Below are 25,335 nucleotides of genomic sequence, written 5' to 3'. Positions count from 1 at the left end.
GCGGGCCACGGCCAGGCGCAGCAGGGTGTCGGCGGCCAGCGCGTTGCCCGCCTCGGCAGCGGCGTGCACCTCGCTGATCAGCCGGGCGCCCTCCGGGTCGGGGACGGTGGTGGCGGCGAAGCCCGGGGTGCCGCGCAGGGTGGCGATCTCGGCGGCGACGTCGGCGACCAGGTCCCGGTCGGGGTAGAGGGTCGCGTAGGCCCAGCCCTCGGGGGCGCCGGCCCGGGCGGTGTGCGGGACCTCGGGGTTGATCAGGACGACGCTGCCGGGGCCGGCCCGGTCGGTGCCGCCGGGCAGGCCGACCTCCTCCATGCCGCCGGTGACGGCCGCGATGACGTAGCCGTCGTGGGCGTGGCGCGGAAAGGTGTGGCGCACGTAGTGGGCGCGCAGCAGGTCCAGTCCGGGCAGCTGGGCGTGCCGCCAGTGTCTGGCCCACTCGCCGTCGCCGCGTCCCGCGCTTCCCATCCCCCCATTCTGCGCTCCCCTCCTGACCGGTGTTCGCGCAGGTCCGGGCCGTTGTCGGTGGCGGGGTGCACGATGGGGGCATGGCCGGCTCCGCACTCGACGCTTTCTCCCCCGCGACCCGCTCGTGGTTCACGGGGGCCTTCGTGACGCCCACCTCCGCCCAGGAGGGCGCCTGGCAGGCCATCGGCCGGGGCTCGGACGTGCTGGTGGTGGCGCCCACGGGTTCGGGCAAGACCCTCGCGGCGTTCCTGGCGGCCCTGGACGGCCTGGCGTCCACCCCGCCGCCGGCCGAGGCGAGGAAGCGCTGCCGCGTGCTGTACGTGTCCCCGCTGAAGGCCCTGGCGGTGGACGTCGAGCGGAATCTGCGCAGCCCGCTGACGGGCATCCGGCAGGAGTCGGTGCGGCTGGGGCTGCCCGAGCCGGAGATCCGGGTCGGCATCCGCTCCGGCGACACCCCGGCCGCCGAGCGGCGGTCCCTGGTCACCCGGCCGCCGGACATCCTGATCACGACGCCCGAGTCGCTGTTCCTCATGCTGACCTCGGCCGCGCGGGAGGCGCTGGCCGGCGTCGAGACGGTCATCGTGGACGAGGTGCACGCGGTGGCGGGCACCAAGCGCGGGGCGCACCTGGCGCTGTCGCTGGAGCGGCTGGACGAGCTGCTGCCGCGCCCGGCGCGCCGCATCGGGCTGTCGGCGACCGTCCGGCCGGTGGAGGAGGTGGCCCGCTACCTCGCGCCGCGCGGCCGGGTGGAGATCGTCCAGCCGCCCTCGGCCAAGGAGTTCGACCTCTCGGTGGTCGTCCCCGTGCAGGACATGGGCGAGTTGGGCGGCTCACCGGCCACCGAGGAGCGGGACGGCGGCGACAAACCGTCGATCTGGCCGCACGTGGAGGAGCGGATCGCCGATCTGGTGCAGGCCCACCGCTCGACCATCGTGTTCGCCAACTCCCGCCGCCTGGCGGAGCGGCTGTGCAACCGGCTCAACGAGATCGCGTACGAGCGCGCCACGGGCGAGGCGCTGGCCGAGGGCGCTCCGCCGCCGGCCGAGGTGATGGCCCAGTCCGGCGCCGCCAAGGGGGCTCCGGCGCTGCTGGCCCGGGCGCACCACGGCTCGGTGTCCAAGGAGCAGCGGGCCCTGGTGGAGGAGGACCTGAAGGCGGGCCGGCTGCCCGCCGTGGTCGCCACCTCCAGCCTGGAACTGGGCATCGACATGGGCGCGGTGGACCTGGTGGTGCAGGTGGAGTCCCCGCCGTCGGTGGCCTCCGGCCTGCAGCGCGTGGGCCGCGCCGGGCACCAGGTGGGCGCGGTCTCCACCGGCGTGGTCTTCCCCAAGTACCGGGGCGACCTGGTGCAGGCGGCGGTGGTCACCGAGCGGATGCGCAGCGGGTCCATCGAGAGCCTGCGCATCCCGTCCAACCCGCTGGACGTGCTGGCCCAGCAGCTCGTCGCGATGACGGCGATGGACACCTGGCAGGTGGACGAGCTGCTCGCGCTGGTGCGGCGGGCGGCGCCGTTCGCCGCGCTGCCCGAGTCGGCGTTCACCGCGGTGCTGGACATGCTGGCCGGCCGCTATCCGTCCGACGCGTTCGCGGAGCTGCGGCCCCGCGTGGTGTGGGACCGGGTGGCGGGCACCGTCACCGGCCGCCCGGGGGCGCAGCGGCTCGCGGTCACCTCCGGCGGCACGATCCCCGACCGCGGCCTGTTCGGGGTGTTCCTGGCGGGCGCCGACCCCAAGAAGGGCGGCGGCCGGGTCGGCGAGCTCGACGAGGAGATGGTCTACGAGTCCCGCATCGGCGACGTCTTCACCCTGGGCACCACCTCCTGGCGGATCGAGGACATCACCCGCGACCGGGTGCTGGTCTCCCCGGCGCCCGGGGTGCCGGGCCGGCTGCCGTTCTGGAAGGGCGACCAGCTGGGCCGGCCGCTGGAGCTGGGGCGCGCGGTGGGGGCGTTCCTGCGCGAGGTGGGCGCCCTGACCGACGAGGACGCCCGGCTGCGCCTGCTGGCCGCGGGCCTGGACGCGTGGGCCGCGGACAACGTGCTGGCGTACCTGGCGGAGCAGCGCGAGGCCTGCGGCCACGTCCCGGACGACCGGACCGTCGTCGTGGAGCGGTTCCGCGACGAGCTGGGCGACTGGCGGGTGGTGGTCCACTCCCCGTTCGGCGCCCAGGTGCACGCGCCGTGGGCGCTGGCGCTCGGGGCCCGGCTCGCCGAGCGGTACGGCATGGACGCCCAGGTGATGCACGCCGACGACGGGATCGTGCTGCGGCTGCCGGACGCGGACCTGATGGGCCTGGACCTGCTCGACCACGATCCGTCGGGGCTGCCCGCCTTCGAGTTCGACAGCGAACAGGCCCCGCTGGGCGCGGCCGACGTCACCTTCGACAAGGGGGAGGTGGACCGGATCGTCACCGAACAGGTCGGCGGTTCGGCGCTGTTCGCCTCCCGGTTCCGCGAGTGCGCGGCCCGCGCCCTGCTGCTGCCCCGGCGCAGCCCCGGCAAGCGGACCCCGCTGTGGCAGCAGCGCCAGCGGGCGGCCCAGCTGCTGTCCGTGGCCTCGGAGTTCGGCTCGTTCCCGATCGTGCTGGAGGCCGTACGGGAGTGCCTGCAGGACGTGTTCGACGTGCCGGGCCTGACGGAGCTGATGGGGGACATCGAGTCCCGCCGGGTCCGGCTGGTGGAGGTCACCACCGCCGAGCCCTCCCCGTTCGCCCGGTCGCTGCTCTTCGGGTACGTCGCCCAGTTCCTCTACGAGGGCGACTCCCCGCTGGCCGAGCGGCGGGCGGCCGCGCTGTCGCTGGACTCCCGGCTGCTGGCCGAGCTGCTGGGCCAGGCCGAGCTGCGCGAGCTGCTGGACGCCGAGGTGCTGGCCGAGCTGGAGCGGGAGTTGCAGTGGCTGACCGAGGACCGGCGCTGCAAGGACGTGGAGGGCGTGGCCGACCTGCTGCGCCTGCTGGGCCCGCTGACCGGGGCTCAGCTGGTCGAGCGGGGCGCGGATCCGGCGTGGGCCGGGGAGCTGGCGGCGGCCCGCCGGGTCATCGCCGTCCGGATCGCCGGCGAGGAGCACTGGGCGGCCGTCGAGGACGCCGGGCGGCTGCGGGACGCGCTGGGCACGGCCCTGCCGGTCGGTGTCCCGGAGGCGTTCACCGAGCCGGTCCGGGACCCGCTGGGCGACCTGCTGGCCCGCTACGCCCGTACCCACGGCCCGTTCACCACGGCCGAGGTGGCGGCGCGGTTCGGGCTCGGCACCGCCGTCACGGACGGCGCGCTGCACCGGCTGGCGGCGGCCGGGCGGGTGGTGCAGGGCGAGTTCCATCCGGCCGGGATCGGCCAGGAGTGGTGCGACGCGGCGGTGCTGCGCCGGCTGCGCCGCCGCTCGCTGGCGGCGCTGCGCCAGGAGCTGGAGCCCGTACCGCCGACCGCGCTGGCCACGTTCCTGCCGCAGTGGCAGCACCTGGGTGGCGCGCTGCGCGGCATCGACGGGCTGGCCCGGGCCGTGGAGCAGCTCCAGGGCGCCCCGGTGCCGGCGTCCGCGCTGGAGCGGCTGATCCTGCCCTCCCGGGTCAGCGGGTACTCCCCCGGCCTGCTGGACGAGCTCACCACCACCGGCGAGGTGGTGTGGGCGGGGGCGGGCGCGCTGCCCGGCAAGGACGGCTGGGTCTCGCTCTACCTCGCCGACGCGGCGCCGCTGCTGCTGCCGCCGGCGCACCCGCTGGAGATCGGGCCGCTGCACCAGGCCGTCCTGGACAGCCTGTCGGGCGGCTTCGGCCTGTTCTTCCGGCAGATCGCCCAGTCCGTGCGGGCCGAGTGGCCGGAGGCCACCGACGCGCAGCTGTCGGACGCGATCTGGGACCTGGCCTGGTCGGGCCGGCTGACCAACGACACCTTGGCGCCGCTGCGCTCCCTGCTGGGCTCCGGCCGGACGGCGGGCTCCACCGCGCACCGGGCCCGGCGCACGGTGCCGCGCGGCCGGTACGGCACGCTGAGCGCCTCGGTGTCCCGGCCCGGGCCGCCCACGGTGTCGGGCCGCTGGTCGTTGCTGCCCGCCGAGTCCCCCGATCCGACGCACCGCGCCCACGCCCTGGCGCGCACCCTGCTGGACCGGCACGGCGTCGTCACCCGGGGCGCGGTCGCGGCCGAGGGGGTGACGGGCGGTTTCAGCGCGGTCTACCGGGTGCTGTCGGCGTTCGAGGACAGCGGCCAGGCCCGCCGGGGCTATGTGGTCGAGGGGCTGGGCGCGGCGCAGTTCGCCATGGACGGCGCCGTGGACCGGCTGCGGGCGGCCGAGCGCACGCCGCCCCCGCTGGCGGCGGTGGTCCTCGCGGCGGCCGACCCCGCCAACGCCTACGGCGCGGCCCTGCCCTGGCCGGAGCCGCCGGCCGGCGCCACGCACAAGCCGGGCCGCAAGGCCGGCTCCCTGGTGGTCCTGGTCGACGGGGAGCTGACCCTGTACCTGGAGCGCGGCGGCAAGACCCTGCTGGCCTGGCCGCCGGCGGACGATCCGAGGCTGACGGCGGCCACGGCCGCGCTGGCCCAGGCCTCGCGGGCGGGCACCCTGCCCGCCCTGACGGTGGAGCGGATCAACGCCACGCCCGCGCTGACCTCACCTCTGGGCCCGGCCCTGGAGGCCGCGGGCTTCCACGCCACCCCCCGGGGGCTGCGCCTGCGCTCCTGAACCGGCCGCCGGACCGCGGGGCAGCGGGCAGCGGGCAGCGGGCGGGCGGCCCCTCAGCGGACCACCTTGATCCCGAACCGGCCGCCGACCGCGAAGCCGATGGCGCAGTGCAGGTGGGCGTACATCTCCATGCCGCGCGAGCAGACGATCGGACCGAGGTCGAGGACATCGGTCCAGCCGTAGGCCCGCAGCAGGGCGGTCACCTGTTCCTTGGCGTCGGCGTCGTCGCCCGCGACGAGCAGGGTGTGGTCGCCGTCCGCCACCGTGCGCGGGGCCACGACGACCTCCTGCTCCTGGGTGACGCCGGCCTTGACCACCTTGGTGGCGGGCAGCGCCCGCTGGATCCGCTCACCGAGGCTGTCGTGGTCCACCGGGTCGAGCGCGGGCATCACTCCCCAGGGCGTGGGCCAGGGGTGGGCCCGCTCGGGGTTGTAGACGTACGGGACGGCGTAGTCGATCAGGATCTTGCCGGCCAGCTGGTCGGCGAGCCCGCCGAGCACCTCCAGCGCGTGGCCGCCGTCGATGCCGTTGATCACCAGGTCGGCGCAGGCGGCGGCGTCGCGGAAGGTGGTCAGCTCGATGCCGGGGTAGTCGGCGAGCCACTGCCCGAACGGCTCGATGCCCATGAAGTCGGGCTGCGTGCGCCCGAGGGTGACCTGCGAGTCGCGGGTGCCGACCACCACCTGGTGGCCGAGCTCCAGCAGCTTGGCGGCATGGGCGCGCCCGCCGCCGCCCGTACCGAGGACGGCGATCTTCCGGGGGTGTGCGCTGGCGGCCATGTGTCTGTCTCCTCCTGTGAACGATCCCCCTCACTGCCGGCCCGCCGTGCGGGCCCGCTGCCCAGCATTGGGGTCCGGGGCCGCCGGCTCACGCCGACACGGCCCGAACCGGCCGCGAAGGCCACAATGGCGGCATGCCCGAAGGAGACAGCGTCTGGCGCGTCGCGCGGCGGCTGCACGCGGCCCTGGCCGGTCGGGAGCTGGTCCGCAGCGATCTGCGCGTCCCGCGCTTCGCCACCGCCGACCTCACCGGCCGGACCGTGCTGGAGGTCGTGCCGCGCGGCAAGCACCTGCTGACCCGGTTCGACGGCGGCCTGACCCTGCACAGCCACCTGCGGATGGACGGCGCCTGGCACGTGTACGCCGTCGGCGAGCGCTGGCGAGGCGGTCCCGAGCACCAGATCCGGGCCGTCCTGGGCACCGCCGAGCAGACCGCGGTCGGCTACCGCCTGCCCGTGCTGGAGCTGCTGCGCACCGCCGAGGAGGACCGTGTCGTCGGCCATCTGGGGCCCGATCCGCTGGGCCCGGACTGGGACGCCGAGCGGGCCGCCCGCAATCTGCTGGCCGACCCCGCCCGGCCGCTCGGCGAGGCCCTGCTCGACCAGCGCAACCTGGCGGGCATCGGGAACGTGTTCAAGTGCGAGCTCTGCTTCATGGCGGCCGTCACCCCCTGGACCCCGGTGGGCGACCTCCCGGCAACGACCCTCAGCCGCATCCCGCCGGCCGCACGGCGGCTGCTGGCCGCGAACGTCGGGCCGGTGGCGCACCCGCGGAACACCACCGGACTGCGACGGCGCGGCCAGGAGCTGTTCGTCTACGGCCGCGCCCACCGCCCGTGCCTGCGCTGCGGCACCCCGGTCCGCGAGGCGCCCCAGGACGACCGCCCCACGTACTGGTGCCCCCACTGCCAACGGGGTCCGGTCCCGCACACCAAGGATTGACGCCCCGTCAGATCCGGTCGTACCGTCCCCGGCATGCCCACCACCTTCGCCCCGTACGACCTCACCGGCCGCACCGCGCTGATCACGGGCGCCGCCAGCGGCATCGGCCGGGCCACCGCCGTGCTGCTGGCCGAGGCCGGCGCCACGGTGCACTGCGCCGACCTCGACGAGCAGGGGCTCGCGGGGACCGCGGCGCAGATCACCGACAAGGGCGGACGCGCCCACGCCCATGTCCTCGACGTCACCGACCGGGCCCAGGTCCGCGCGGCCGTCCGGGCGGCGGGTCGGCTGGACGTCACCGCCGCCATCGCAGGGATCATGCATTCCAGCAGCGTCCTCGACACCCTCGACGAGGATCTCGACCGGGTGTTCGCCGTGAACTTCAAGGGCGTGCTCCACGCCTGCCAGGAGTCCGCCCGATCCATGATCGACGCCGGCCGCCCCGGCTCGCTGGTCACCATGGCCTCCGGCGCCGTCGACAGCGCCGGCGCGGGCCTGCTCTGCTACAGCGCCGCCAAGGCCGCCGTGGTCCAGCTGACCAAGACGCTGGCCACCGAGGCCGGCCCGCACGGGATCCGGGTCAACGCGGTCGCCCCGGGCTGGATCCGCACCCCGATGACCGGGCGGCACGGCCGCGAGGTCCAGGAGCGGACCGAGGCCATGATGGTCCGGATGTCCCCCCTGCGCCGGGTCGGCGAGCCCGAGGACATCGCCCGGGCCGTGCTCTACCTCGCCTCGGACGCGTCGTCGTTCATGACGGGCCAGATCCTTCGCCCGAACGGGGGAGTCGTGATGCCCTGGTAGACCTCCGCGACACCCGCGCGCAGTGCACCGGCAGCAGGCTCAGCCCCCAGCCGCCCATCGCCACCGCCCCCTCCAGCGGGCCGGCGCCGCGCGGCTGGAGCGTGAGCCGCAGGACGGCCCACCACCACAGCACACCGAGCGCCAGCCCGACGGGTATCCACATCCGTCGCACGCCTGCCTCCCAGGGGCCGGGACCCGCACCATCGTCCCGCAGTCCCCCTCCCGCCGCACCCAGAACGGCCCGGAAACAGCACGGAGCCCCGGCCGGTGATCACACCGGCCGGGGCTCCGGACCACACCTCTGCGGTCGAGCAGTCACGCTCAAGCGGCCACGACATCCACCGCTTCGGCCGGCGCCTTGATGGTCACCCGCTCGGGGCCCGCCGCGACCGAGGTCACGGAGACGGAATTGAGCATCGGGCGGACCGGTGCCGGTACCGGATCACTCGCGGCAGCCGACTGGGCAAGCTCGGCAAGCGAGAGTTCGTCGCTGACTTCGCGCATCAGCTCGGACATCCGTACGTCCAGCGCGTCGCAGATCGCGGAGAGCAGCTCGGAGGACGCCTCCTTCTGCCCCCGCTCCACCTCGGAGAGATAGCCGAGCGAGACTCGGGCGGACGAGGAGACTTCGCGCAGAGTACGGCCCTGGCGCTGGCGCTGCCGACGCAGCACGTCACCCAGCAGGCGACGGAGCAGAATCATCGGTGGCTCCCTCCTCTGACCGTGTAGCCGCATCCTTCACGCCCCACCGTACCGCCTCGCGCCGCGGCCGTGCGGGGAGCGATGTCGTGTTCACTCAGGGCTGCAAACATCAAATCCCCCCGTTCTGTTCCGTATCCTGCCCCCGCGCATTCTCGCGGAGTTCTCTCGAAAGCAGTTCGAGCACGTTCCGTACACTCTCCCTACGGATTTCCGCCCGGGAGCCGTTCAACCTCAGCCGGGCCGTTTTCCTGCCCGCCGGCCCCGCCACGGCCACGAAAACCGTGCCGACGGGCTGTCCGTCCTGGGGATCCGGGCCGGCCACCCCGGTGGTCGCGATCCCCCACGAGGCGCCCAGCGCCCCCCGCACCCCGACGGCCATCTCCGCCGCCACCTGCGCGTTCACCGCGCCGTGCGCCGCCAGCAAAGCGCCGTCCACACCCAGGAGGCGCTCCTTGAGCTCGGTGGCGTACGCGGTGACCGAACCGCGGAAGGCGCGCGAGGCGCCGGGCACGGAGGTCAGCTCCGCGGCCACCAGTCCGCCGGTCAGGGACTCCGCGACCGCGACGGTCTGGTCACTCTCCGCAAGCAGCGTCAGGACCTCGGCCGCCACGCCGGCGGATTCCGCCGACCCTCGGGTTTCTCCGGTCCCGTCCGTCACCGCGCGGCCCGCTCCGCGGCGATCCCCTGGCGGCGCAGCACGATCGCCTGCCGGACGTAGTCCAGACCGGTCACGACGGTCAGGACGACGGCCACCGCCATCACCCAGAAGCGCAAGGTCGCCAGCGGCCCGGTCAGCGCGAGCACGTACATGCCCACCGCCGTGCCCTGCGCCAGGGTCTTCATCTTCCCGCCCCGGCTGGCCGGGATGACCCCGTAGCGGATCACCCAGAACCGCAGCAGCGTGATCCCCAGCTCGCGCCCGAGGATCACCCCGGTCACCCACCAGGGCAGCTCTCCCAACCAGGACAGGCACACGAGCGCCGACCCCATGATCGCCTTGTCGGCGATGGGGTCGGCGATCTTGCCGAAGTCCGTGACCAGGTTGTACGTCCGTGCCAGATGACCGTCGAACAGGTCGGTGATCATGGCGATGGCGAACGCCGCCCAGGCCAGCGCCCGCCAGGCGGGGTCGTAGCCGCCGTCGGCGAGCAGCAGCAGGACGAATCCCGGAACGAGCACGAGCCGGACCATCGTCAGGATGTTGGCGATGTTCCACAGGCTGGCCTGGTTGACGGCCGCGGCCCCCAGCTTCCCGCCGGGGACCGGCCGGTGGCCGGTCCCTCCCGCTGCTGATGCCGGGACTCCGGTCATCCGGCCGCCTCCTCGAGGTCCAGGGGCTCGGCGACGAGGTCCACGCCGAGGGTGCCGACCACCTTGGCCATGACCATACGTCCCGGGACCAGGCCCGTGCCGTCCGTGAAGACCACCTGGCCGTCGGTCTCGGGCGCCTGGTGGGCGGCGCGCCCGTAGGCGCCCTCGCCGTCCTCGCCGTCCTCGTCGAACGCCTCCACGGACTCGACGAGCACCTCCAGGGTCTCCCCGACGCGCTCCTCGGCGCGCTGCGAGGTCAGCTCCTCGGCCAGGGCCTGCATGTGGGCCAGGCGCTGCGCGATCTCGTCCTCGTCGAGCTTGTTCTCGTACGTGACCGCCTCGGTGCCCTCCTCGTCGGAGTAGCCGAAGACGCCGATCGCGTCGAGCCGCGCGTGGGTGAGGAAACGCTCCAGCTCCTGGAAGTCGCTCTCGCTCTCCCCGGGGAAGCCGACGATGAAGTTGGACCGGACACCGGCCTGGGGGGCCTTGGAGCGGATGGTGTCCAGCAGTTCCAGGAAGCGGTCGGTGTCACCGAAGCGGCGCATCGCGCGCAGCACGTCGGGGGCGGAGTGCTGGAACGACAGGTCGAAGTACGGCGCGACCTTCGGGGTCGAGGTCAGCACGTCGATCAGGCCGGGGCGCATCTCGGCCGGCTGGAGGTAGCTGACCCGCACCCGCTCGATGCCGTCGACCGCCGCCAGTTCCGGCAGCAGCGTCTCCAGCAGGCGGATGTCGCCGAGGTCCTTGCCGTAGGAGGTGTTGTTCTCGGAGACCAGCATGATCTCCTTCACGCCCTGCTCGGCCAGCCAGCGGGTCTCGCCCAGCACGTCGGCCGGGCGGCGCGAGATGAAGGAGCCGCGGAAGGACGGGATGGCGCAGAAGGAGCACCGCCGGTCGCAGCCGGAGGCCAGCTTCACCGAGGCGACCGGGCTCGTGTCCAGCCGGCGCCGCAGCGGCGCGCGCGGGCCGGAGGCGGGCGCGAGGCCCTCGGGCAGGTCGGCGGGGGCGGGGGCCGGCTCCTGCGCGTGCCCGGGCAGGGCCACGTCGGCGTTCTGCCGCTCGGCGGGGCTGATCGGGAGCAGCTTGCGCCGGTCGCGCGGGGTGTGGGCCTCGACACTGCCGCCGCTGAGGATCACCTGGAGGCGGTTGGAGATGTCGGCGTAGTCGTCGAAGCCGAGCACGCCGTCGGCCTCGGGGAGGGCCTCGGCGAGCTCCTTGCCGTAGCGCTCGGCCATGCAGCCGACGGCGACGACGGCCTGGGTGCGGCCGTGATCCTTGAGATCGTTGGCCTCCAGCAGGGCGTCTACGGAGTCCTTCTTGGCGGCTTCGACGAAGCCGCAGGTGTTGACGACGGCGACGTCCGCGTCGGCGGCGTCCTCGACGAGCTCCCAGCCATCCGCCGCCAAGCGGCCTGCGAGCTCCTCCGAGTCCACCTCGTTACGGGCGCAGCCAAGAGTGACAAGGGCGACGGTACGGCGTTCGGGCATGGACTCAAGACTACTTCGTCCGGAAGCCGACCCCCGCCCCAAGTCCCGGTAAACCAAGATCCCCGGGAGGCGCGGGCGCGTCCCGGGGATCCGCAGGGGCAGGTCAGCCCGCCTGGGCCGGAGCCTGGCGCGGGTCTTCCTTGGTGTAGGTGAGGCGTTCCACCTGCCCGGACTGGAACTCGTCCTTGATCTCCTTGCCGTTCACGAACAGCTGCACGGCCCCGGCGTCGCCGAGGACGAGATCGATGGACTCCTTGTCGGTGAAGGTCTTCGAGTCGCCCATGGCGAGGGTGCCGTCGAAGAGGGTCCGCCCGCTGTGGTCCTTGGCCGAGATCCAGCTCTCGCCGTCGGCCGCCGTCAGCACGACCGTGACCATGTCCTTGGGCGCGGCCGCGATGGCGCTGTCCGAGGGCTCCGGCTTGGGGGCCTGCGGTGCCTGCGGGGTCTGGGGCTGCTGGGGCGACTGCCCGCCGGACTGCTTGGGGGCGGGCTTGGGCGCGGCGGAACCCTCCGCCACGGGCCGCTTGCCGCCCTCGTCGCCACCGCTGAACGCGGTGAACCCGACGAAGCCGACCACGGCGACGATCGCCGCGACCATGGCGGCGGTCCAGTTGGGCCGCTGCCGCTCGGGCCGGATCCGCTCCGCCTCGAACAGAGGTGCGGCCGGGGTCGGTGCGGGGCGTCCGCCGTGGGCGGCGTCGTAGGCCTCGACCAGAGGTGCGGGGTCGAGTCCGACGGCGCGGGCGAGCGTACGGACGTGGCCGCGGGCGTACACGTCGCCGCCGCACCGCGTGAAGTCGTCCTGTTCGATCGCGTGCACGATCGGGATGCGCACGCGGGTGGTGGAACTGACCTCGTCGACGGTGAGCCCGGCGGCGATCCGGGCCTTCTTCAGGGCCGTCCCGATGGAGGGACCGCCGTCGGACGGGACGAGCCGGTCCTCGGACCGGTCGTCGGTCGAAGGCTGGTCGTCTTCAGGGGAGTTGGAGTTGCCGATGGACACGAGGGCGCCTTTCGAGCGTGTAGCCACCTGCTGGATTCCCAGTCTAGGGGGGTGACGAAAGGGTGGAGCAACCGGAGGGTGGACTCCGTACGCCATCCGTATGGCGGGCGGAGTCCGGTCGTCGGACAGGGGTGGCGCCGCCGGCCGCGGCGCTCCTTTGCTCAACTGGACGCGGGGCCCGGGGAAACGGTTGTGCGCGGATTCATCGCGGATTCGTCACGGCTGCGACTCCCCGCGGATGACGGCGAGGACCCCGTCCAGCTCGTCCGGTTTCACCAGCACGTCCCGCGCCTTGGACCCCTCGCTGGGCCCCACCACGCCCCGCGACTCCATCAGGTCCATCAGCCGGCCGGCCTTGGCGAAGCCGACCCGCAGCTTGCGCTGGAGCATGGAGGTGGAGCCGAACTGCGTGGACACCACCAGCTCCGCGGCCTGGCACAGCAGGTCGAGGTCGTCGCCGATCTCCTCGTCGATCTCCTTCTTCTGCTTCTGGCCGACGGTGACGTCGTCGCGGAAGACGGGCGCCATCTGGTCCTTGCAGTGCTGGACCACCTTGGCGACCTCGTCCTCGGTGACGAACGCCCCCTGCAACCGGACGGGTTTGTTGGCGCCCATCGGAAGGAACAGCCCGTCACCCTTGCCGATCAGCTTCTCGGCGCCCGGCTGGTCGAGGATGACCCGGCTGTCGGCGAGCGAGGACGTCGCGAACGCCAGCCGCGAGGGCACGTTCGCCTTGATCAGGCCGGTCACCACGTCGACGCTGGGCCGCTGGGTGGCGAGGACGAGGTGGATGCCGGCGGCCCGCGCCAGCTGGGTGATGCGCACGATGGCGTCCTCGACGTCGCGCGGGGCGACCATCATGAGGTCCGCCAGCTCGTCGACGATCACCAGCAGGTACGGGTACGGCGTCAGCTCGCGCTCGCTGCCCTCGGGCAGCTTGACCTTGCCGCTGCGGATCGCCTCGTTGAAGTCGTCGATGTGCCGGTAGCCGAAGGCGGCCAGGTCGTCGTAGCGCAGGTCCATCTCGCGCACCACCCACTGCAGGGCCTCCGCGGCCCGCTTGGGGTTGGTGATGATCGGCGTGATCAGGTGCGGGATGCCCTCGTACGCGGTGAGCTCGACCCGCTTGGGGTCGACCAGGACCATCCGGACGTCCTCCGGGGTCGCCCGGACCATGATCGAGGTGATCAGGCAGTTGATGCACGAGGACTTGCCGGAGCCGGTCGCGCCCGCCACCAGCACGTGCGGCATCTTCGCCAGGTTGGCCATCACGTAGCCGCCCTCGACGTCCTTGCCGAGCGCCACCAGCATCGGGTGGTCGTCCTCCGCCGAGTCGGCCAGCCGCAGGACGTCGCCCAGGTTCACCATCTCGCGGTCGGTGTTCGGGATCTCGATGCCGACCGCCGACTTGCCGGGGATCGGCGAGATGATCCGCACGTCGGGCGAGGCGACGGCGTACGCGATGTTCTTGGTCAGCGCGGTGATCTTCTCGACCTTCACGGCCGGACCGAGCTCGACCTCGTACCGGGTGACCGTCGGCCCGCGGGTGAACCCGGTGACGGCGGCGTCCACCTTGAACTCGGCGAAGACCGTGGTCAGCGACGCCACGACGGCGTCGTTGGCGGCGCTGCGGGTCTTGCCCGGCCCGCCGCGCTCCAGCAGGTCCAGCGACGGCAGGGCGTAGGTGATGTCGCCGCGCAGCTGGAGCTGCTCGGCGCGCGGCGGCAGCCCCTCGGCGGCCGGCGGCGCCTTGGTGAGGTCCGGCACCGTGAAGCGCCCGGCCTGCTGCGGCTCCTGAGCCGGCTCGGCGGGTACGGCGGTGGGCCCGGGCCCGGCCGCCCCGCGCTCCTCGCGGGCCGGCGGGACCGGGGCGGACGGCGCGGGCACCGGGGTGGTGGGCTCCCCGCCGGAGCGGTCGGGGGTGATGCCCTGGGTGAGGTCGGCGACCAGCGGGGAGGGCGGCAGCCCGCCCAGCACGGCGCCGTCGAGGGCGGCGGCCGCGGCGGCGGCCACGTCGACCGCGTCCATCCCGCGCTCGCGCCGGGCCTGCGCGGCGGTCCGCCGGGGCCGGCGCCGCTGCGCGAGCTCCTCCTCCTCGGCGGTGTCGGCCTCCGTACGGGCGGCGGCCGGGCCGCGCCCGGTCCGGGCCCGCCACTGCTCCGCGTCGTGCCGGGGCGCGGACGCGTCCCGCCCGTCGTGCGCGTCCTGCTCGTCGTACTCGGTGGGCGCGATGATCCCCAGCCGGATGCCCAGGTGGCGCAGCCGCTGCGGGACGGCGTTGACCGGAGTGGCGGTGACCACCAGCAGGCCGAAGATCGTCAGCAGCACCAGCATCGGCACGGCCAGCGGCGCGCCCATGGTGAAGATCAGCGGCTTCGACGCGGCCCAGCCGATCAGGCCGCCCGCGTCCCGCATGGCGGCGGTGCCCTCGCCGCGGCCCGGCGCCCCGCACGCGATGTGGACCTGGCCGAGGACGCCGATGACCAGTGCGGTCAGGCCCACCCCGATCCGGCCGTTGGCGTCGGTCTGCTCCGGGTGGCGGACGAACCGGACGGCCATGACCGCCAGCAGGATCGGCACCAGCAGGTCCAGCCGCCCGAAGGCCCCGGTGACGAGCATGGTGACCAGCTCGCCGACCGGCCCGCTCAGGTTCGACCAGGTGCCGGCCGCGACGATCAGGGCGAGCGCCAGCAGCAGCAGCGCGATGCCGTCCTTGCGGTGGGCCGGGTCGAGGTTGCGCGCACCCCGGCCGAAGCCGCGCAGCACCGCGCCGACGGCATGGGCCAGGCCCAGCCACATGGCGCGCACCAGCCGCACCACGCCCCCGGTGGGGGACGGCGCGGGCTTGGGAGCCGCCTTCTTCGCCGGGGCCCGCTTGGCGGGCGCCGCCTTCTTGGCGGCAGGCCCCCGCGCGGGCGCCGCCTTCTTCGCCGGCGCCGTCGTACGGCCGGAGCGGGCCTTGGCGGCGCCCGCGGTGCTCTGGGAACCCTTGCCGGACGTACGTGAGGCCATGGGGGCGAGGTTACCGGTGCGCGCGCCGGTGGACACGCGTGCCCACCCCTTCACCCGTTCGTGTCGGCCCCGGCGTAGGCGTTTTGACGTACCGACAGCTCCGGACGAGGCGCTGTCAGGTCCGGTCTGTCAGTCCGGTCAGGTCTGTCAGTCCGGTGAGGTCTGTCAGTCCGGTCAGGTCTGGGCCGGCAGCACCGGCGCCCCGCCGCCCGTCCCGGGCTCCAGGGCGTCCAGCGCCCGGCGCAGCCCGGTCAGCTTGCGCTCCAGGTGCGCGGCGGTGGCGACCACGGCCGGGTCGGCGGCGTCCTCACCGAGCTGCTTGGTCAGCGCCTCGGCCTGCTCCTCGACGGCGGCGAGCCGCGCCGAGAGCTCGGCCAGCAGACCGGCCGCCTCCTTGCCCTCGGCGCCGTGGGGCGAGGCGCCGCCCTCCAGCTGCAGCCGCAGCAGGGACGCCTGCTCGCGCAGCTGGCAGTTCTTCATGTACAGCTCGACGAAGACCGAGACCTTCGCACGCAGCACCCACGGGTCGAACGGCTTCGAGATGTAGTCCACCGCGCCCGCGGCATAGCCGCGGAACGTGTGGTGCGGACCGTGGTTGATCGCGGTCAGGAAGATGATCGGGATGTCGCGGGTCCGCTCCCGCCGCTTGATGTGCGCGGCGGTCTCGAACCCGTCCATCCCGGGCATCTGGACGTCCAGCAGGATGACCGCGAAATCGTCCGTCAGCAGCGCCTTGAGCGCTTCCTCCCCCGACGACGCCCGGACCAGTGTCTGATCGAGCGCGGAGAGGATGGCCTCCAGCGCCAGCAGATTCTCCGGCCGGTCGTCGACCAGGAGGATCTTGGCCTTCTGCACCATGCCCTGTCCTCCTCGCCCCGGCATGGGGCCTCCCCGGCTCCTGGCTCCGGCCGGCACGCCGGGCCCCGCCCCAGAGAACGGCTTCCTTGCGCCGTCCGTCCTTGTGCCGGTCATCGTAGCCCCAGTCCCGAGATCGCCACACCCTGTCACCAAGATGTCACTGTGCACGGAGAAGAAACGTGGTGGAACGGCAGAAGGTTCCCGGACCGCCGCGCCCCGGACGATCGTCTTCAGCGCATGTGCTGCTCCATCACCGTCAGCAGGTAGTCCGGGTCGACCGGCTTGGTCACGTAGTCCGTGGCACCGGAGTCCAGGGCCTTCTCCCGGTCGCCCTTCATCGCCTTCGCGGTCAGCGCGATGATCGGCAGCCCCTCGAACTGCGGCATCCGCCGGATCGCGGCCGTCGTCGCGTACCCGTCCATCTCCGGCATCATGATGTCCATCAGCACGAGCGTCACATCGTCGTGCTGTTCCAGCATCTCGATGCCCTCCCGGCCGTTCTCCGCGTACAGCACCGCCAGCCCGTGCTGCTCCAGGACGCTGGTCAGCGCGAACACGTTGCGTACGTCGTCGTCCACGATGAGCACCTTCTCGCCGTGGAAGTCGTACGTCCGCGGCGGCTCCGGCAGCTCCTCGGCCGCCTCCCAGTCGGCCTCCGTGCCCGGCTGGCCCGGCACCGCCGCCCGCGCAGGCGCCTCACCCAGCGCCTTGCGGCGGCGCCGGAACAGCGCCGCTCCCCCGCCGTGCCCCGGCCCCTGCCCCTGCTCGGGCCCGGGGGCGTACCGCGGGCCCGGGTCGAGCGGCAGCGGGGGCGGCGTCAGCGACAGGTCGTCGTGGACCACCGGCGGCGCCGCGGCGCCCCGCTCCTCCTCCGACCGCCGGTACAGGTCCGCCCTGCCCCCCGGAGCCGGCTGCGCGTACCCCTGGGGCGGCAGCTCGCTCGGGTGCAGCGGCAGGTACAGCGTGAACGTGGAGCCGCGCCCCGGCTCACTGGCGGCGTGGATCTCCCCGCCCAGCAGCCGGGCGATCTCCCGGCTGATGGACAGGCCCAGGCCCGTCCCGCCGTACTTGCGGCTGGTGGTGCCGTCGGCCTGCTTGAACGCCTCGAAGATCACCAGCATCTTGCTGGCCGCGATGCCGATGCCGGTGTCCGTGACCGAGAAGGCGATCAGGTCGCCGTCCGCCTCGCGCAGCGATCCCGCCTCCAGCAACTGCTCCCGGATCGCCTGCGGCACGTCCGGGCCGGCCGGCCGGATCACCAGCTCCACCGCACCGGTGTCGGTGAACTTCACCGCGTTCGACAGCAGGTTGCGCAGCACCTGGAGCAGCCGCTGCTCGTCGGTGTGCAGCGTCGCGGGCAGCTCCGGGGAGACCCGCACCGAGAAGTCCAGGCCCTTCTCCGCGGTCAGCGGCCGGAAGGTGGCCTCCACGTAGTCCACCAGCTGCACCAGCGCGATCCGCGTCGGCGAGACGTCCATCTTGCCCGCCTCGACCTTCGACAGGTCCAGGATGTCGTTGATCAGCTGGAGCAGGTCCGAGCCGGCCCCGTGGATGGTCTCGGCGAACTCCACCTGCTTGGGCGAGAGGTTCTCGTCCGCGTTGTCCGCCAGCAACTTGGCCAGGATCAGCAGCGAGTTGAGCGGGGTGCGCAGCTCGTGCGACATGTTCGCCAGGAACTCGGACTTGTAGCGCATGGAGACCGCCAGCTGCTCGGCGCGCTCCTCCAGCACCTGCCGGGCCTCCTCGATCTCGGTGTTCTTCACCTCGATGTCCCGGTTCTGCTGGGCCAACAGCTCGGCCTTCTCCTCCAGTTCGGCATTGGCCGCCTGGAGTGCCTTCTGCCGGTTCTCCAGCTCGTCCGACCGCTCCCGCAGCTGCTCGGTCATCTCCTGCGACTGCTTGAGCAGCATCTCCGTCTTGGAGTTGACGCTGATGGTGTTGACGCTCGTACCGATCATCTCGGCGATCTGCGACAGGAAGTCCTTCTGGATCTGCGTGAACGGCTGGAACGACGCCAGCTCGATCACACCGAGCACCTTGCCCTCGAACAGCACCGGCAGCACGATCACATGCGCCGGCGGGGCCTCCCCCAGACCGGAGGAGATCTTCAGGTAGCCGGGCGGGGTGTTCTCGACCAGGATCGTCCGCTTCTCCTCCGCGACCGTCCCGATCAGCCCCTCACCGGGCCGGAACGAGGTGGGCATCTGCCCCCCGGCGTACGCGTAACTGCCGCGCATCCGCAGCTCGTACGTGCCCTCGCCCGGCTCGGCGCCGAGCTCGCTGGCACCGCCGGCCGGCTGCACCAGGTAGAACGCGCCGTGCTGCGCCGAGACCACCGGCGTCAGCTCGCTCATGATCAGGCCCGCCACGTCGTCCAGGTCGCGGCGGCCCTGCATCAGGCCGGAGATGCGGGCCAGGTTGCCCTTGAGCCAGTCCTGCTCCTTGTTCGCCAGCGTCGTGTCGCGCAGGTTGGCGATCATCGTGTTGATGTTGTCCTGGAGGACCTGGATCTCGCCCGCCGCGTCCACGTCGATCTTGAGGTTCAGGTCGCCGCGGGTCACCGCGGTGGCCACGGCCGCGATCGCGCGGACCTGACGGGTCAGGTTGCCGGCCATCTCGTTCACGGACTCGGTCAGGTCGCGCCAGGTGCCGTCCACGTCCCGGACCCGGGCCTGACCGCCCAGGATGCCCTCCGTACCCACCTCACGGGCCACCCGCGTGACCTGGTCGGCGAAGGACGACAGCTGGTCGACCATCGTGTTGATGGTCGTCTTCAGCTCCAGGATCTCGCCCCGGGCATCGATGTCGATCTTCTTGGTCAGGTCGCCCTTCGCGATGGCCGTCGTGACCATCGCGATCTGCCGCACCTGACCGGTCAGGTTGGAGGCCATGAAGTTCACCGAGTCGGTGAGGTCCTTCCACGTCCCCGACACCCCCGGCACGTGCGCCTGACCGCCCAGGATGCCGTCGGTGCCCACCTCACGGGCCACCCGGGTCACCTCGTCCGCGAACGACGACAGCGTCTTGACCATCGTGTTCACGGTGTCGGCCAGCTGCGCGACCTCGCCGCGCGCCTCGACCGTCACCTTCTTCGTCAGGTCGCCGTTGGCCACCGCCGCCGAGACCTGCGCGATCCCGCGCACCTGGGCGGTCAGGTTGCCGGCCATCGTGTTGACGTTGTCGCTGAGGTCCTTCCAGATACCGGTGACCCCGCGCACCCGGGCCTGGCCGCCGAGGATGCCCTCGGTGCCCACCTCGCGGGCCACCCGCGTCACCTGCTCGGCGAAGTTCGACAGCTGGTCCACCATCGTGTTCACGGTGGTGACCAGCTCCAGGATCTCGCCCTTCGCGTCCACCGTGATCTTCTTCGACAGGTCGCCCATGGCCACCGCCGTGGTCACCTCGGCGATGTTGCGCACCTGGCTGGTCAGGTTGTTCGCCATGAAGTTGACGGACTGGGTGAGGTCCTTCCAGGTGCCCGAGACCCCCTTCACCTCCGCCTGACCGCCCAGGATGCCCTCGGTGCCCACCTCACGGGCCACCCGCGTGACCTGCTCGGCGAAGTTCGACAGCTGGTCCACCATCGTGTTGAGGGTGTTCTTCAGCTCCAGGATCTCGCCCCGGGCGTCCACGTCGATCTTCTGCGACAGGTCGCCGCGCGCCACCGCCGTCGCGACCTGCGCGATGTTGCGCACCTGCGAGGTCAGGTTCCCGGCCATGCCGTTCACCGAGTCCGTCAGGTCCCGCCACACACCGGCCACGCCCGGCACCTGCGCCTGACCGCCGAGCCGGCCCTCGGTGCCCACGTCCCGCGCCACCCGGGTCACCTGCTCCGCGAACGCGGACAGCTGGTCCACCATCGTGTTGATGGTGTTCTTCAGCTCCAGGATCTCCCCGCGCGCGTCCACGTCGATCTTCTGCGACAGGTCACCGCGCGCCACCGCCGTGGTGACCTGGGCGATCTGCCGCACCTGGGAGGTCAGGTTGCCGGCCATGAAGTTGACCGAGTCGGTCAGCTCCTTCCAGGTGCCGGACACGCCCTCCACCCGCGCCTGACCGCCGAGCCGGCCCTCCGTACCCACGTCCCGCGCCATCCGCGTCACCTGGTCGGCGAACGACGACAGCTGGTCGACCATGGTGTTCACGGTGTTCTTCAGCTGGAGCATCTCGCCGGAGACGTCCACCGTGACCTTCTGCGACAGGTCGCCGTTGGCCACCGCCGTGGTCACCTGGGCGATGTTGCGGACCTGCCCGGTGAGGTTGCGGAACGCCGTGTTCACCGAGTCGGTGAGGTCCTTCCACGTACCGGCGGCCCCCGGTACGTGCGCCTGCCCGCCGAGCTCGCCCTCGGCACCGATCTCCCGGGCCACCCGGGTCACCTCGGCACCGAACGACTGGAGCTGGTCCACCATCGTGTTGACGGTGTTCTTCAGCTCCAGCATCTCGCCGGCCACGTCCACCGTGACCTTCTGCGACAGGTCGCCGTTGGCCACCGCGGTGGTCACCTGCGCGATGTCGCGCACCTGCGTGGTCAGGTTCCGGAAGACCGTGTTCACCGAGTCGGTGAGGTCCTTCCAGGTGCCCGCCGCGCCCGGCACCTGCGCCTGGCCGCCCAGCAGGCCCTCCGCGCCGACCTCGCTGGCCACGCGCGTGACCTCGTCGGCGAAAGTGCGCAGGGTATCAGTCATCTGGTTGATCGTTTCGGCGAGCTGCGCCACCTCGCCCCGCGCGCTGACCGTCACCTTCTGGGTGAGGTCGCCGTTCGCCACGGCCGTCGTGACCTGCGCGATCCCGCGCACCTGGGCGGTCAGGTTCCCCGCCATCGTGTTGACGGAGTCCGTCAGGTCCTTCCACACGCCGGCGACCCCGGGCACCGTGGCCTGGCCGCCGAGCTCGCCCTCCGTACCGACCTCCCGGGCCACCCGGGTGACCTCGGAGGAGAACGACGACAGCTGGTCCACCATCGTGTTCACGGTGTTCTTCAGCTGGAGCATCTCGCCGGCCACGTGCACCGTGACCTTGCGCGAGAGATCACCCTTGGCGACCGCCGTCGTCACCAGCGCGATGTCACGCACCTGAGCGGTCAGCCGGTAGGCCATGGTGTTGACGGAGTCCGTCAGGTCCTTCCACGAACCGGACATACCGCGCACCTGGGCCTGACCACCGAGCTTGCCCTCGGTACCGACCTCCAGCGCGACCCGGGTCACCTCGTCGGTGAACGCCGACAGCTGGTCGACCAGGTTGTTGACCGTCCGGCCGACCTTCAGGAACTCCCCGCGCAGCGGATGCCCCACCCCGTCCTGGCCCTGCGTCCGCAGCTCCATCCGCTGCTGCAGATCACCCTCGGCCACCGCCGAGAGCACCCGGCCGACCTCCGAGACCGGCCGGGCCAGATCGTCCACCAGCTGGTTCGACGCGTCGATCGCCGCCGCCCAGGAGCCCTCGCAGACCCCCGTCTCCAGCCGCTCGCTGAGCTTGCCCTCCCGGCCCACCATCCGCCGCACCCGCGACAACTCGCCCGTCAGGTGCAGATTGCGGTCGGCGACCTCGTTGTAGACGGCGGCGATCTCCGCCATCACGCCTTCGCCGGACACCGTCAGCCGCTTGCGGAAGTTTCCGTCCCGCATCGACACCAGCGCCGCCAGGAGCCGGTTCAGGGCCGCGGTGTCGACCTCCGTCGTACCGCCGCGCCGTGGCCGTCCGCCCCCCGACTCCCCCCGGGGGGACCCCCAGCCCCGCGTGCCCGACCGCCGCGCAGCTCCGCCAGACTCCACCGTGTCCCTCCCGATCAGGGGTTCGACCACCGCTCCACCGGCCACCTGAAAGGTCCCGTGGTCGGCGCTCCTAGCTTCCCAGTGTTTCACCCTGAAGGAAGCAGGCCATAACACTTCGGCACCTTCGCACACGGCCCGCACCTGCGAGTGGACTTCGTGACGACGGCACCCGCGCCGACGGCGAAGGTAAGTAACCTGGCATCCGACTGTCCAACCGGCGGCGAAGGAGACTTGTGATCACGGCTCGGGCGGCTGCCAGCTTCGAACCCGTCGGGCGCTCGGTCGCCGCGGCCCGCGCGTTCGTCCGCGACACCCTCCAGGGCTGGGGTTTCGCGGACGTCGTGGACGACGCCGTGGTCCTCACGAGCGAGCTCGTGACCAACGCCGTGGTGCACGCCGGCACCCGCGCCGAGGTGCTGTGCCTGCGCGCCGAGGACGGCGTACGCGTCGAGGTCGCCGACCGCTACCCCGAGCGGGAGCTCCCGCTCCAGCCCCCCGGCGCGCGCCCGTACGCCGACCCGGACCGCGAGAGCGGCCGCGGCCTGATGCTCTGCGCCGCCCTCGCCACCCGCTGGGGCGTCGAGTACACCCCCACCCACAAGCAGGTCTGGTTCCGCCTCGACCTCCCGGACCGGCCGGTCGGTACCCGCTCCGCCGGCCCCGTCGTGCCGGACGGCATGCTGCCCCTGGCCGACACCCGGGTCCGCGTCGCCGTCCTCCAGATCGACGCCGACGACCGGATCTCCGCCTGGAACGAGGACGCCGAGCACATCTTCGGCCACCCCGCCGCCAAGGCCCTCGGCCGCCCCGTGGGCGAGCTCGCCGCCTGGCCGCAGACCCCCGGCACCGGCACCGGCATCGCCGAGGCCCTGCGGCTGTCCCGCTGGGAGGGCAGCTACGGCATCCGCGCCGCCGACGGCCGGATCATCCCCGTCTACGCCTCCCACCTGCGCGTGCGCGACGCCCACGGCGAACCCTCCGTCGTCTGCCTGCTCGTCCACGACGACGAACGCGCCCTGCTCCAGACCCCGGTCCGGGTCCCCAGCGCCGACGCCGGCCCGTTCACCGAGCCCCGCGCCACCGACCCGTTCGAGGCCTTCATCGGCTCCCCCGCCCCCGACGACCTCGACGGCCTCCTGCAGCGCACCGTCGAACGCGCCCGCGACATGCTCGACGGCGACGCCGCGTTCCTGCTGCTGGCCACCGACGACGAGACCGAGCTGGAGGTACGGGCCACCACCGGCCTGCCCTCCACCCGCCAGCGCTTCGCCCGGGTACCCGTCGAGGCCGGCGCCAGCCGCTACGGCTCCGCCCGCATGCCCGCCGTCCACGACGACCTCACCGCCCTGCCCGGCGCCGTACCGCTCCTGCAGTCCACCGGCATGCGCTCGGTGGTCACCGTGCCGCTCAAGGTCGAGGGCCGGCTGACCGGCTCCCTCGGCGTCGCCGCCGAGAACCCCGGCCGCTACTCCAACGAGGCGGCCCTGCGCCTTCAGTTCGCCGCCGACCGGATCGCCCTGGCCGTGGAGTCCGCCCGCCTCGGCGAGCTGGAGCGGCTGCGCCGCGGCTCCCTGTCCTTCCTCGTCGAGGCCTCCGACCTGCTGGCCGGCACCCTCGACCGGGACCAGACCCTGGCCCTCATGGCCCAGATGACCGTCCCCACCCTCGCCACCTGGTGCGCCGTCTACACCATCGCCGACCAGGCCTCCGAGCCCCACCTCAGCTACGTCCTGCACGAGGACGAGGAGCGCATCGACGGCCTCAAGGCCCTGCTGCGCCGGGTCAGCGCGCCGGAGCGGTTCACCGAGCCGCCCGGCGCCCGCCCCTGGAAGGAAGGCGCGAGCGCGGTCGGCGGCGAGTCCGTGGTCCTGCCGCTCATGGCACGCAATCGGGTGATCGGGCTGCTGACCCTGGGCAACCCTTCCGGGGAACAGTTCCGCCAGGAGATCCTCGAACTGGCCGAGGACCTCTCCCGCCGCGCCGCGCTCGCCCTCGACAACGCCCGCCTCTACTCCGAGCGCATGGCGATCAGCCGCTCCCTCCAGCGCAGCCTGCTGCCGCCCGGCTCCCCCGCGATCCCCGGCGTCGAGGTCGAGGTCATCTACCGCGCGGCCGGTGAGGGCAACGAGGTCGGCGGCGACTTCTACGACGTCTTCCCCATCCGCGACGGCGCGTACGGCTTCGCCATCGGCGACGTCTGCGGCACGGGCCCCGAGGCCGCGGCGGTCACCGGCCTGGCCCGGCACGCGCTGCGCCTGCTGGCCCGCGAGGGCCTCGGCGGACCGGCCGTCCTGGAGCGGCTCAACGCGGCCATCCTCGACGAGGGCGCCCGCAGCCGCTTCCTGACCCTCCTGTACGGCGAGCTGCACCCGCAGACCGACGGCAGCGCCCTGATGAAGGTCGTGTGCGCCGGCCACCCGCTCCCCCTGCGGCTGCGCCCGGACGGCCAGGTCGTCCCGGCCGCCGAACCCCAGCCGCTGCTGGGCGTCATGGAGGACCTCGACCTCCACGAGGAGACGCTCACGCTCGAACCGGGCGACGTCCTGCTGTGCGTCACCGACGGCGTGACCGAGCGCCGCGAGGGCAGCCGCATGCTCGGCGACGACGGCCTGGCCGAGGTGCTGACCACCTGTACGGGGCTGACCGCGGGCGCGGTGGCCGCCCGGGTGCTGCGCGCCGTGGAACGCTTCGCGGCCGAACCGGCCTCGGACGACATGGCAATCCTCGCTTTCCGGGTCCCCGAACAGCGAACGGGCGATTGATCCCAGCAAAAGTGCTGCGCATTGGCCAAAACCTGCGCTAGCGTCACCGGGCATGCCGACCCCCCGAACTCGCCCCGCATACAGCGCGGATGAACGCACCCAGCTCGTTGGCTGGCTCGACATGCAGCGCTCCATCATCCAGTGGAAGTGCCAGGGCCTGTCCGAGGAGAACGCCCATCGGGCGGTACTCCCTTCCTCACCCCTCATGACGGTCGCCGGCCTCGTGTCCCACATGCGCTGGGTCGAGCACTGCTGGTTCGAAGTGATCCTCCTGGACCGTCCGTCCGAGGTGAATCCCCAGTTCGGGGACATCGAGGACGCGGACATGCAGGTCGAGGGCACCACCTTGGCCCAGCTGCTGGAGGAGTACGACGACCAGTGCGCCATATCCAACGAGATCATCGCCGCGCACTCGCTGGAGGACACCGGCCGTAACACCGACTACAAGGCCGGCTCCGCCTCCCTGCGTTGGATCCTGCTCCACATGATCGAGGAGACCGCCCGGCACGCGGGCCATCTGGACGCGATGCGCGAACTCCTCGACGGCGAGACGGGCTACTACTGACCGGCGTTTCCGGCCCGGAGGGATCCGGGCCGGAAACATTCCGGCCCGGAAACGCAAGAAGGCCCCCGCCGAATGGCGGGGGCCTTCTCTCTGAGCCCTTTAACGGAATCGAACCGTTGACCTTCTCCTTACCATGGAGACGCTCTACCGACTGAGCTAAAAGGGCGGGTTGTTCGGCGGCGTCCTACTCTCCCACAGG

The 25,335-nt window shown here is 72.7% G+C and carries 16 protein-coding genes and 1 tRNA gene; 5 read left to right on the top strand and 12 right to left on the bottom strand.

Translation table 11 applies throughout. The features are described from left to right. Nucleotides 1-465 (bottom strand): AraC family ligand binding domain-containing protein (locus tag LG632_RS20295; RefSeq protein ID WP_226728800.1); only part of this gene is annotated, 465 nt, incomplete at its 3' end. Between the two features lie 80 nt (nucleotides 466-545). On the opposite strand from LG632_RS20295, the gene LG632_RS20290 reads away from it, so the two are divergent. Then, entirely contained in the window at nucleotides 546-5,138 is a 4,593-nt protein-coding gene (locus LG632_RS20290) for an ATP-dependent helicase (protein WP_226728799.1), read from the top strand. A 53-nt stretch (nucleotides 5,139-5,191) separates the two neighbouring features. On the opposite strand, the gene LG632_RS20285 is transcribed toward LG632_RS20290, so the two are convergent. Then, entirely contained in the window at nucleotides 5,192-5,917 is a 726-nt protein-coding gene (locus tag LG632_RS20285; RefSeq protein ID WP_226728798.1) for an NADPH-dependent F420 reductase, read from the bottom strand. 134 nt (nucleotides 5,918-6,051) lie between these two features. Between LG632_RS20285 and LG632_RS20280 the strand changes: the two genes are divergently transcribed. After that, on the top strand, nucleotides 6,052-6,858 hold the full coding sequence (locus LG632_RS20280; protein ID WP_226728797.1) for a DNA-formamidopyrimidine glycosylase family protein: 807 nt from the start codon (nucleotides 6,052-6,054) through the stop codon (nucleotides 6,856-6,858). A 33-nt stretch (nucleotides 6,859-6,891) separates the two neighbouring features. Continuing rightward, entirely contained in the window at nucleotides 6,892-7,662 is a 771-nt protein-coding gene (locus tag LG632_RS20275; RefSeq protein ID WP_226728796.1) for an SDR family NAD(P)-dependent oxidoreductase, read from the top strand. Here the strand turns inward: LG632_RS20275 and LG632_RS20270 are convergent. The 9 genes from LG632_RS20270 to LG632_RS20230 form a co-directional block, all read right to left on the bottom strand. Further along, nucleotides 7,610-7,825, bottom strand: a complete 216-nt coding sequence (locus tag LG632_RS20270) for a hypothetical protein (RefSeq protein ID WP_226728795.1) — start codon at nucleotides 7,823-7,825, stop codon at nucleotides 7,610-7,612. The two genes, LG632_RS20275 and LG632_RS20270, sit on opposite strands and share 53 nt — an antisense overlap. 158 nt (nucleotides 7,826-7,983) lie before the next feature. After that, complete coding sequence (locus LG632_RS20265) at nucleotides 7,984-8,364, bottom strand: helix-turn-helix domain-containing protein (RefSeq protein ID WP_226728794.1); 381 nt, start codon at nucleotides 8,362-8,364, stop codon at nucleotides 7,984-7,986. Between the two features lie 109 nt (nucleotides 8,365-8,473). Continuing rightward, on the bottom strand, nucleotides 8,474-8,974 hold the full coding sequence (locus LG632_RS20260; RefSeq protein ID WP_226728793.1) for a CinA family protein: 501 nt from the start codon (nucleotides 8,972-8,974) through the stop codon (nucleotides 8,474-8,476). Between the two features lie 44 nt (nucleotides 8,975-9,018). Beyond that, the gene (gene pgsA / locus LG632_RS20255) at nucleotides 9,019-9,675 is read right to left on the bottom strand and encodes a CDP-diacylglycerol--glycerol-3-phosphate 3-phosphatidyltransferase (RefSeq protein WP_226728792.1); all 657 of its coding nucleotides are present in this window, start codon (nucleotides 9,673-9,675) and stop codon (nucleotides 9,019-9,021) included. Further along, nucleotides 9,672-11,162, bottom strand: a complete 1,491-nt coding sequence (rimO, locus tag LG632_RS20250) for a 30S ribosomal protein S12 methylthiotransferase RimO (protein WP_226728791.1) — start codon at nucleotides 11,160-11,162, stop codon at nucleotides 9,672-9,674. Before rimO ends, pgsA begins: the two co-directional genes overlap by 4 nt. A gap of 103 nt (nucleotides 11,163-11,265) precedes the next feature. Beyond that, the gene (locus LG632_RS20245; RefSeq protein WP_226728790.1) at nucleotides 11,266-12,165 is read right to left on the bottom strand and encodes a helix-turn-helix domain-containing protein; all 900 of its coding nucleotides are present in this window, start codon (nucleotides 12,163-12,165) and stop codon (nucleotides 11,266-11,268) included. A 216-nt stretch (nucleotides 12,166-12,381) separates the two neighbouring features. Beyond that, nucleotides 12,382-15,177 carry a DNA translocase FtsK gene (locus LG632_RS20240; protein WP_226728789.1) on the bottom strand — a complete coding sequence of 932 codons (2,796 nt, stop codon included), beginning with the start codon at nucleotides 15,175-15,177 and terminating at the stop codon, nucleotides 12,382-12,384. A 174-nt stretch (nucleotides 15,178-15,351) separates the two neighbouring features. Next, nucleotides 15,352-16,035, bottom strand: a complete 684-nt coding sequence (locus LG632_RS20235) for a response regulator (protein ID WP_226728788.1) — start codon at nucleotides 16,033-16,035, stop codon at nucleotides 15,352-15,354. Nucleotides 16,036-16,265: 230 nt separating this feature from the next. Then, entirely contained in the window at nucleotides 16,266-21,809 is a 5,544-nt protein-coding gene (locus LG632_RS20230) for a HAMP domain-containing hybrid sensor histidine kinase/response regulator (protein ID WP_374203523.1), read from the bottom strand. A 233-nt stretch (nucleotides 21,810-22,042) separates the two neighbouring features. On the opposite strand from LG632_RS20230, the gene LG632_RS20225 reads away from it, so the two are divergent. Together LG632_RS20225 and LG632_RS20220 are read left to right on the top strand one after the other, a co-directional pair. Further along, the gene (locus tag LG632_RS20225) at nucleotides 22,043-24,571 is read left to right on the top strand and encodes a SpoIIE family protein phosphatase (RefSeq protein WP_226728786.1); all 2,529 of its coding nucleotides are present in this window, start codon (nucleotides 22,043-22,045) and stop codon (nucleotides 24,569-24,571) included. A gap of 52 nt (nucleotides 24,572-24,623) precedes the next feature. Beyond that, nucleotides 24,624-25,136 (top strand): DinB family protein, encoded by a 513-nt coding sequence (locus LG632_RS20220; RefSeq protein WP_226728785.1) that lies wholly within the window; start codon nucleotides 24,624-24,626, stop codon nucleotides 25,134-25,136. Between the two features lie 93 nt (nucleotides 25,137-25,229). On the opposite strand, the gene LG632_RS20215 is transcribed toward LG632_RS20220, so the two are convergent. Beyond that, nucleotides 25,230-25,302: transfer RNA gene (locus LG632_RS20215), tRNA-Thr, on the bottom strand. Nucleotides 25,303-25,335 lie beyond the last annotated feature (33 nt).

It is taken from the genome of Streptomyces antimicrobicus, assembly GCF_020532625.1.
GTDB classification, from domain to species: domain Bacteria; phylum Actinomycetota; class Actinomycetes; order Streptomycetales; family Streptomycetaceae; genus Streptomyces; species Streptomyces antimicrobicus.
This window is presented reverse-complemented; position numbering and strand designations above follow the sequence as displayed.

What these genes read in the sequence shown, in the direction of transcription:
- LG632_RS20235 (WP_226728788.1), bottom strand. Translation starts at nt 16,035, where the DNA reads ATGGTGCAGAAGGCCAAGATCCTCCTGGTCGACGACCGGCCGGAGAAT.
- LG632_RS20275 (WP_226728796.1), top strand. Translation starts at nt 6,892, where the DNA reads ATGCCCACCACCTTCGCCCCGTACGACCTCACCGGCCGCACCGCGCTG.
- LG632_RS20280 (WP_226728797.1), top strand. Translation starts at nt 6,052, where the DNA reads ATGCCCGAAGGAGACAGCGTCTGGCGCGTCGCGCGGCGGCTGCACGCG.
- LG632_RS20265 (WP_226728794.1), bottom strand. Translation starts at nt 8,364, where the DNA reads ATGATTCTGCTCCGTCGCCTGCTGGGTGACGTGCTGCGTCGGCAGCGC.
- rimO (WP_226728791.1), bottom strand. Translation starts at nt 11,162, where the DNA reads ATGCCCGAACGCCGTACCGTCGCCCTTGTCACTCTTGGCTGCGCCCGT.
- LG632_RS20270 (WP_226728795.1), bottom strand. Translation starts at nt 7,825, where the DNA reads ATGTGGATACCCGTCGGGCTGGCGCTCGGTGTGCTGTGGTGGTGGGCC.
- LG632_RS20285 (WP_226728798.1), bottom strand. Translation starts at nt 5,917, where the DNA reads ATGGCCGCCAGCGCACACCCCCGGAAGATCGCCGTCCTCGGTACGGGC.
- LG632_RS20290 (WP_226728799.1), top strand. Translation starts at nt 546, where the DNA reads ATGGCCGGCTCCGCACTCGACGCTTTCTCCCCCGCGACCCGCTCGTGG.
- LG632_RS20220 (WP_226728785.1), top strand. Translation starts at nt 24,624, where the DNA reads ATGCCGACCCCCCGAACTCGCCCCGCATACAGCGCGGATGAACGCACC.
- LG632_RS20240 (WP_226728789.1), bottom strand. Translation starts at nt 15,177, where the DNA reads ATGGCCTCACGTACGTCCGGCAAGGGTTCCCAGAGCACCGCGGGCGCC.
- pgsA (WP_226728792.1), bottom strand. Translation starts at nt 9,675, where the DNA reads ATGACCGGAGTCCCGGCATCAGCAGCGGGAGGGACCGGCCACCGGCCG.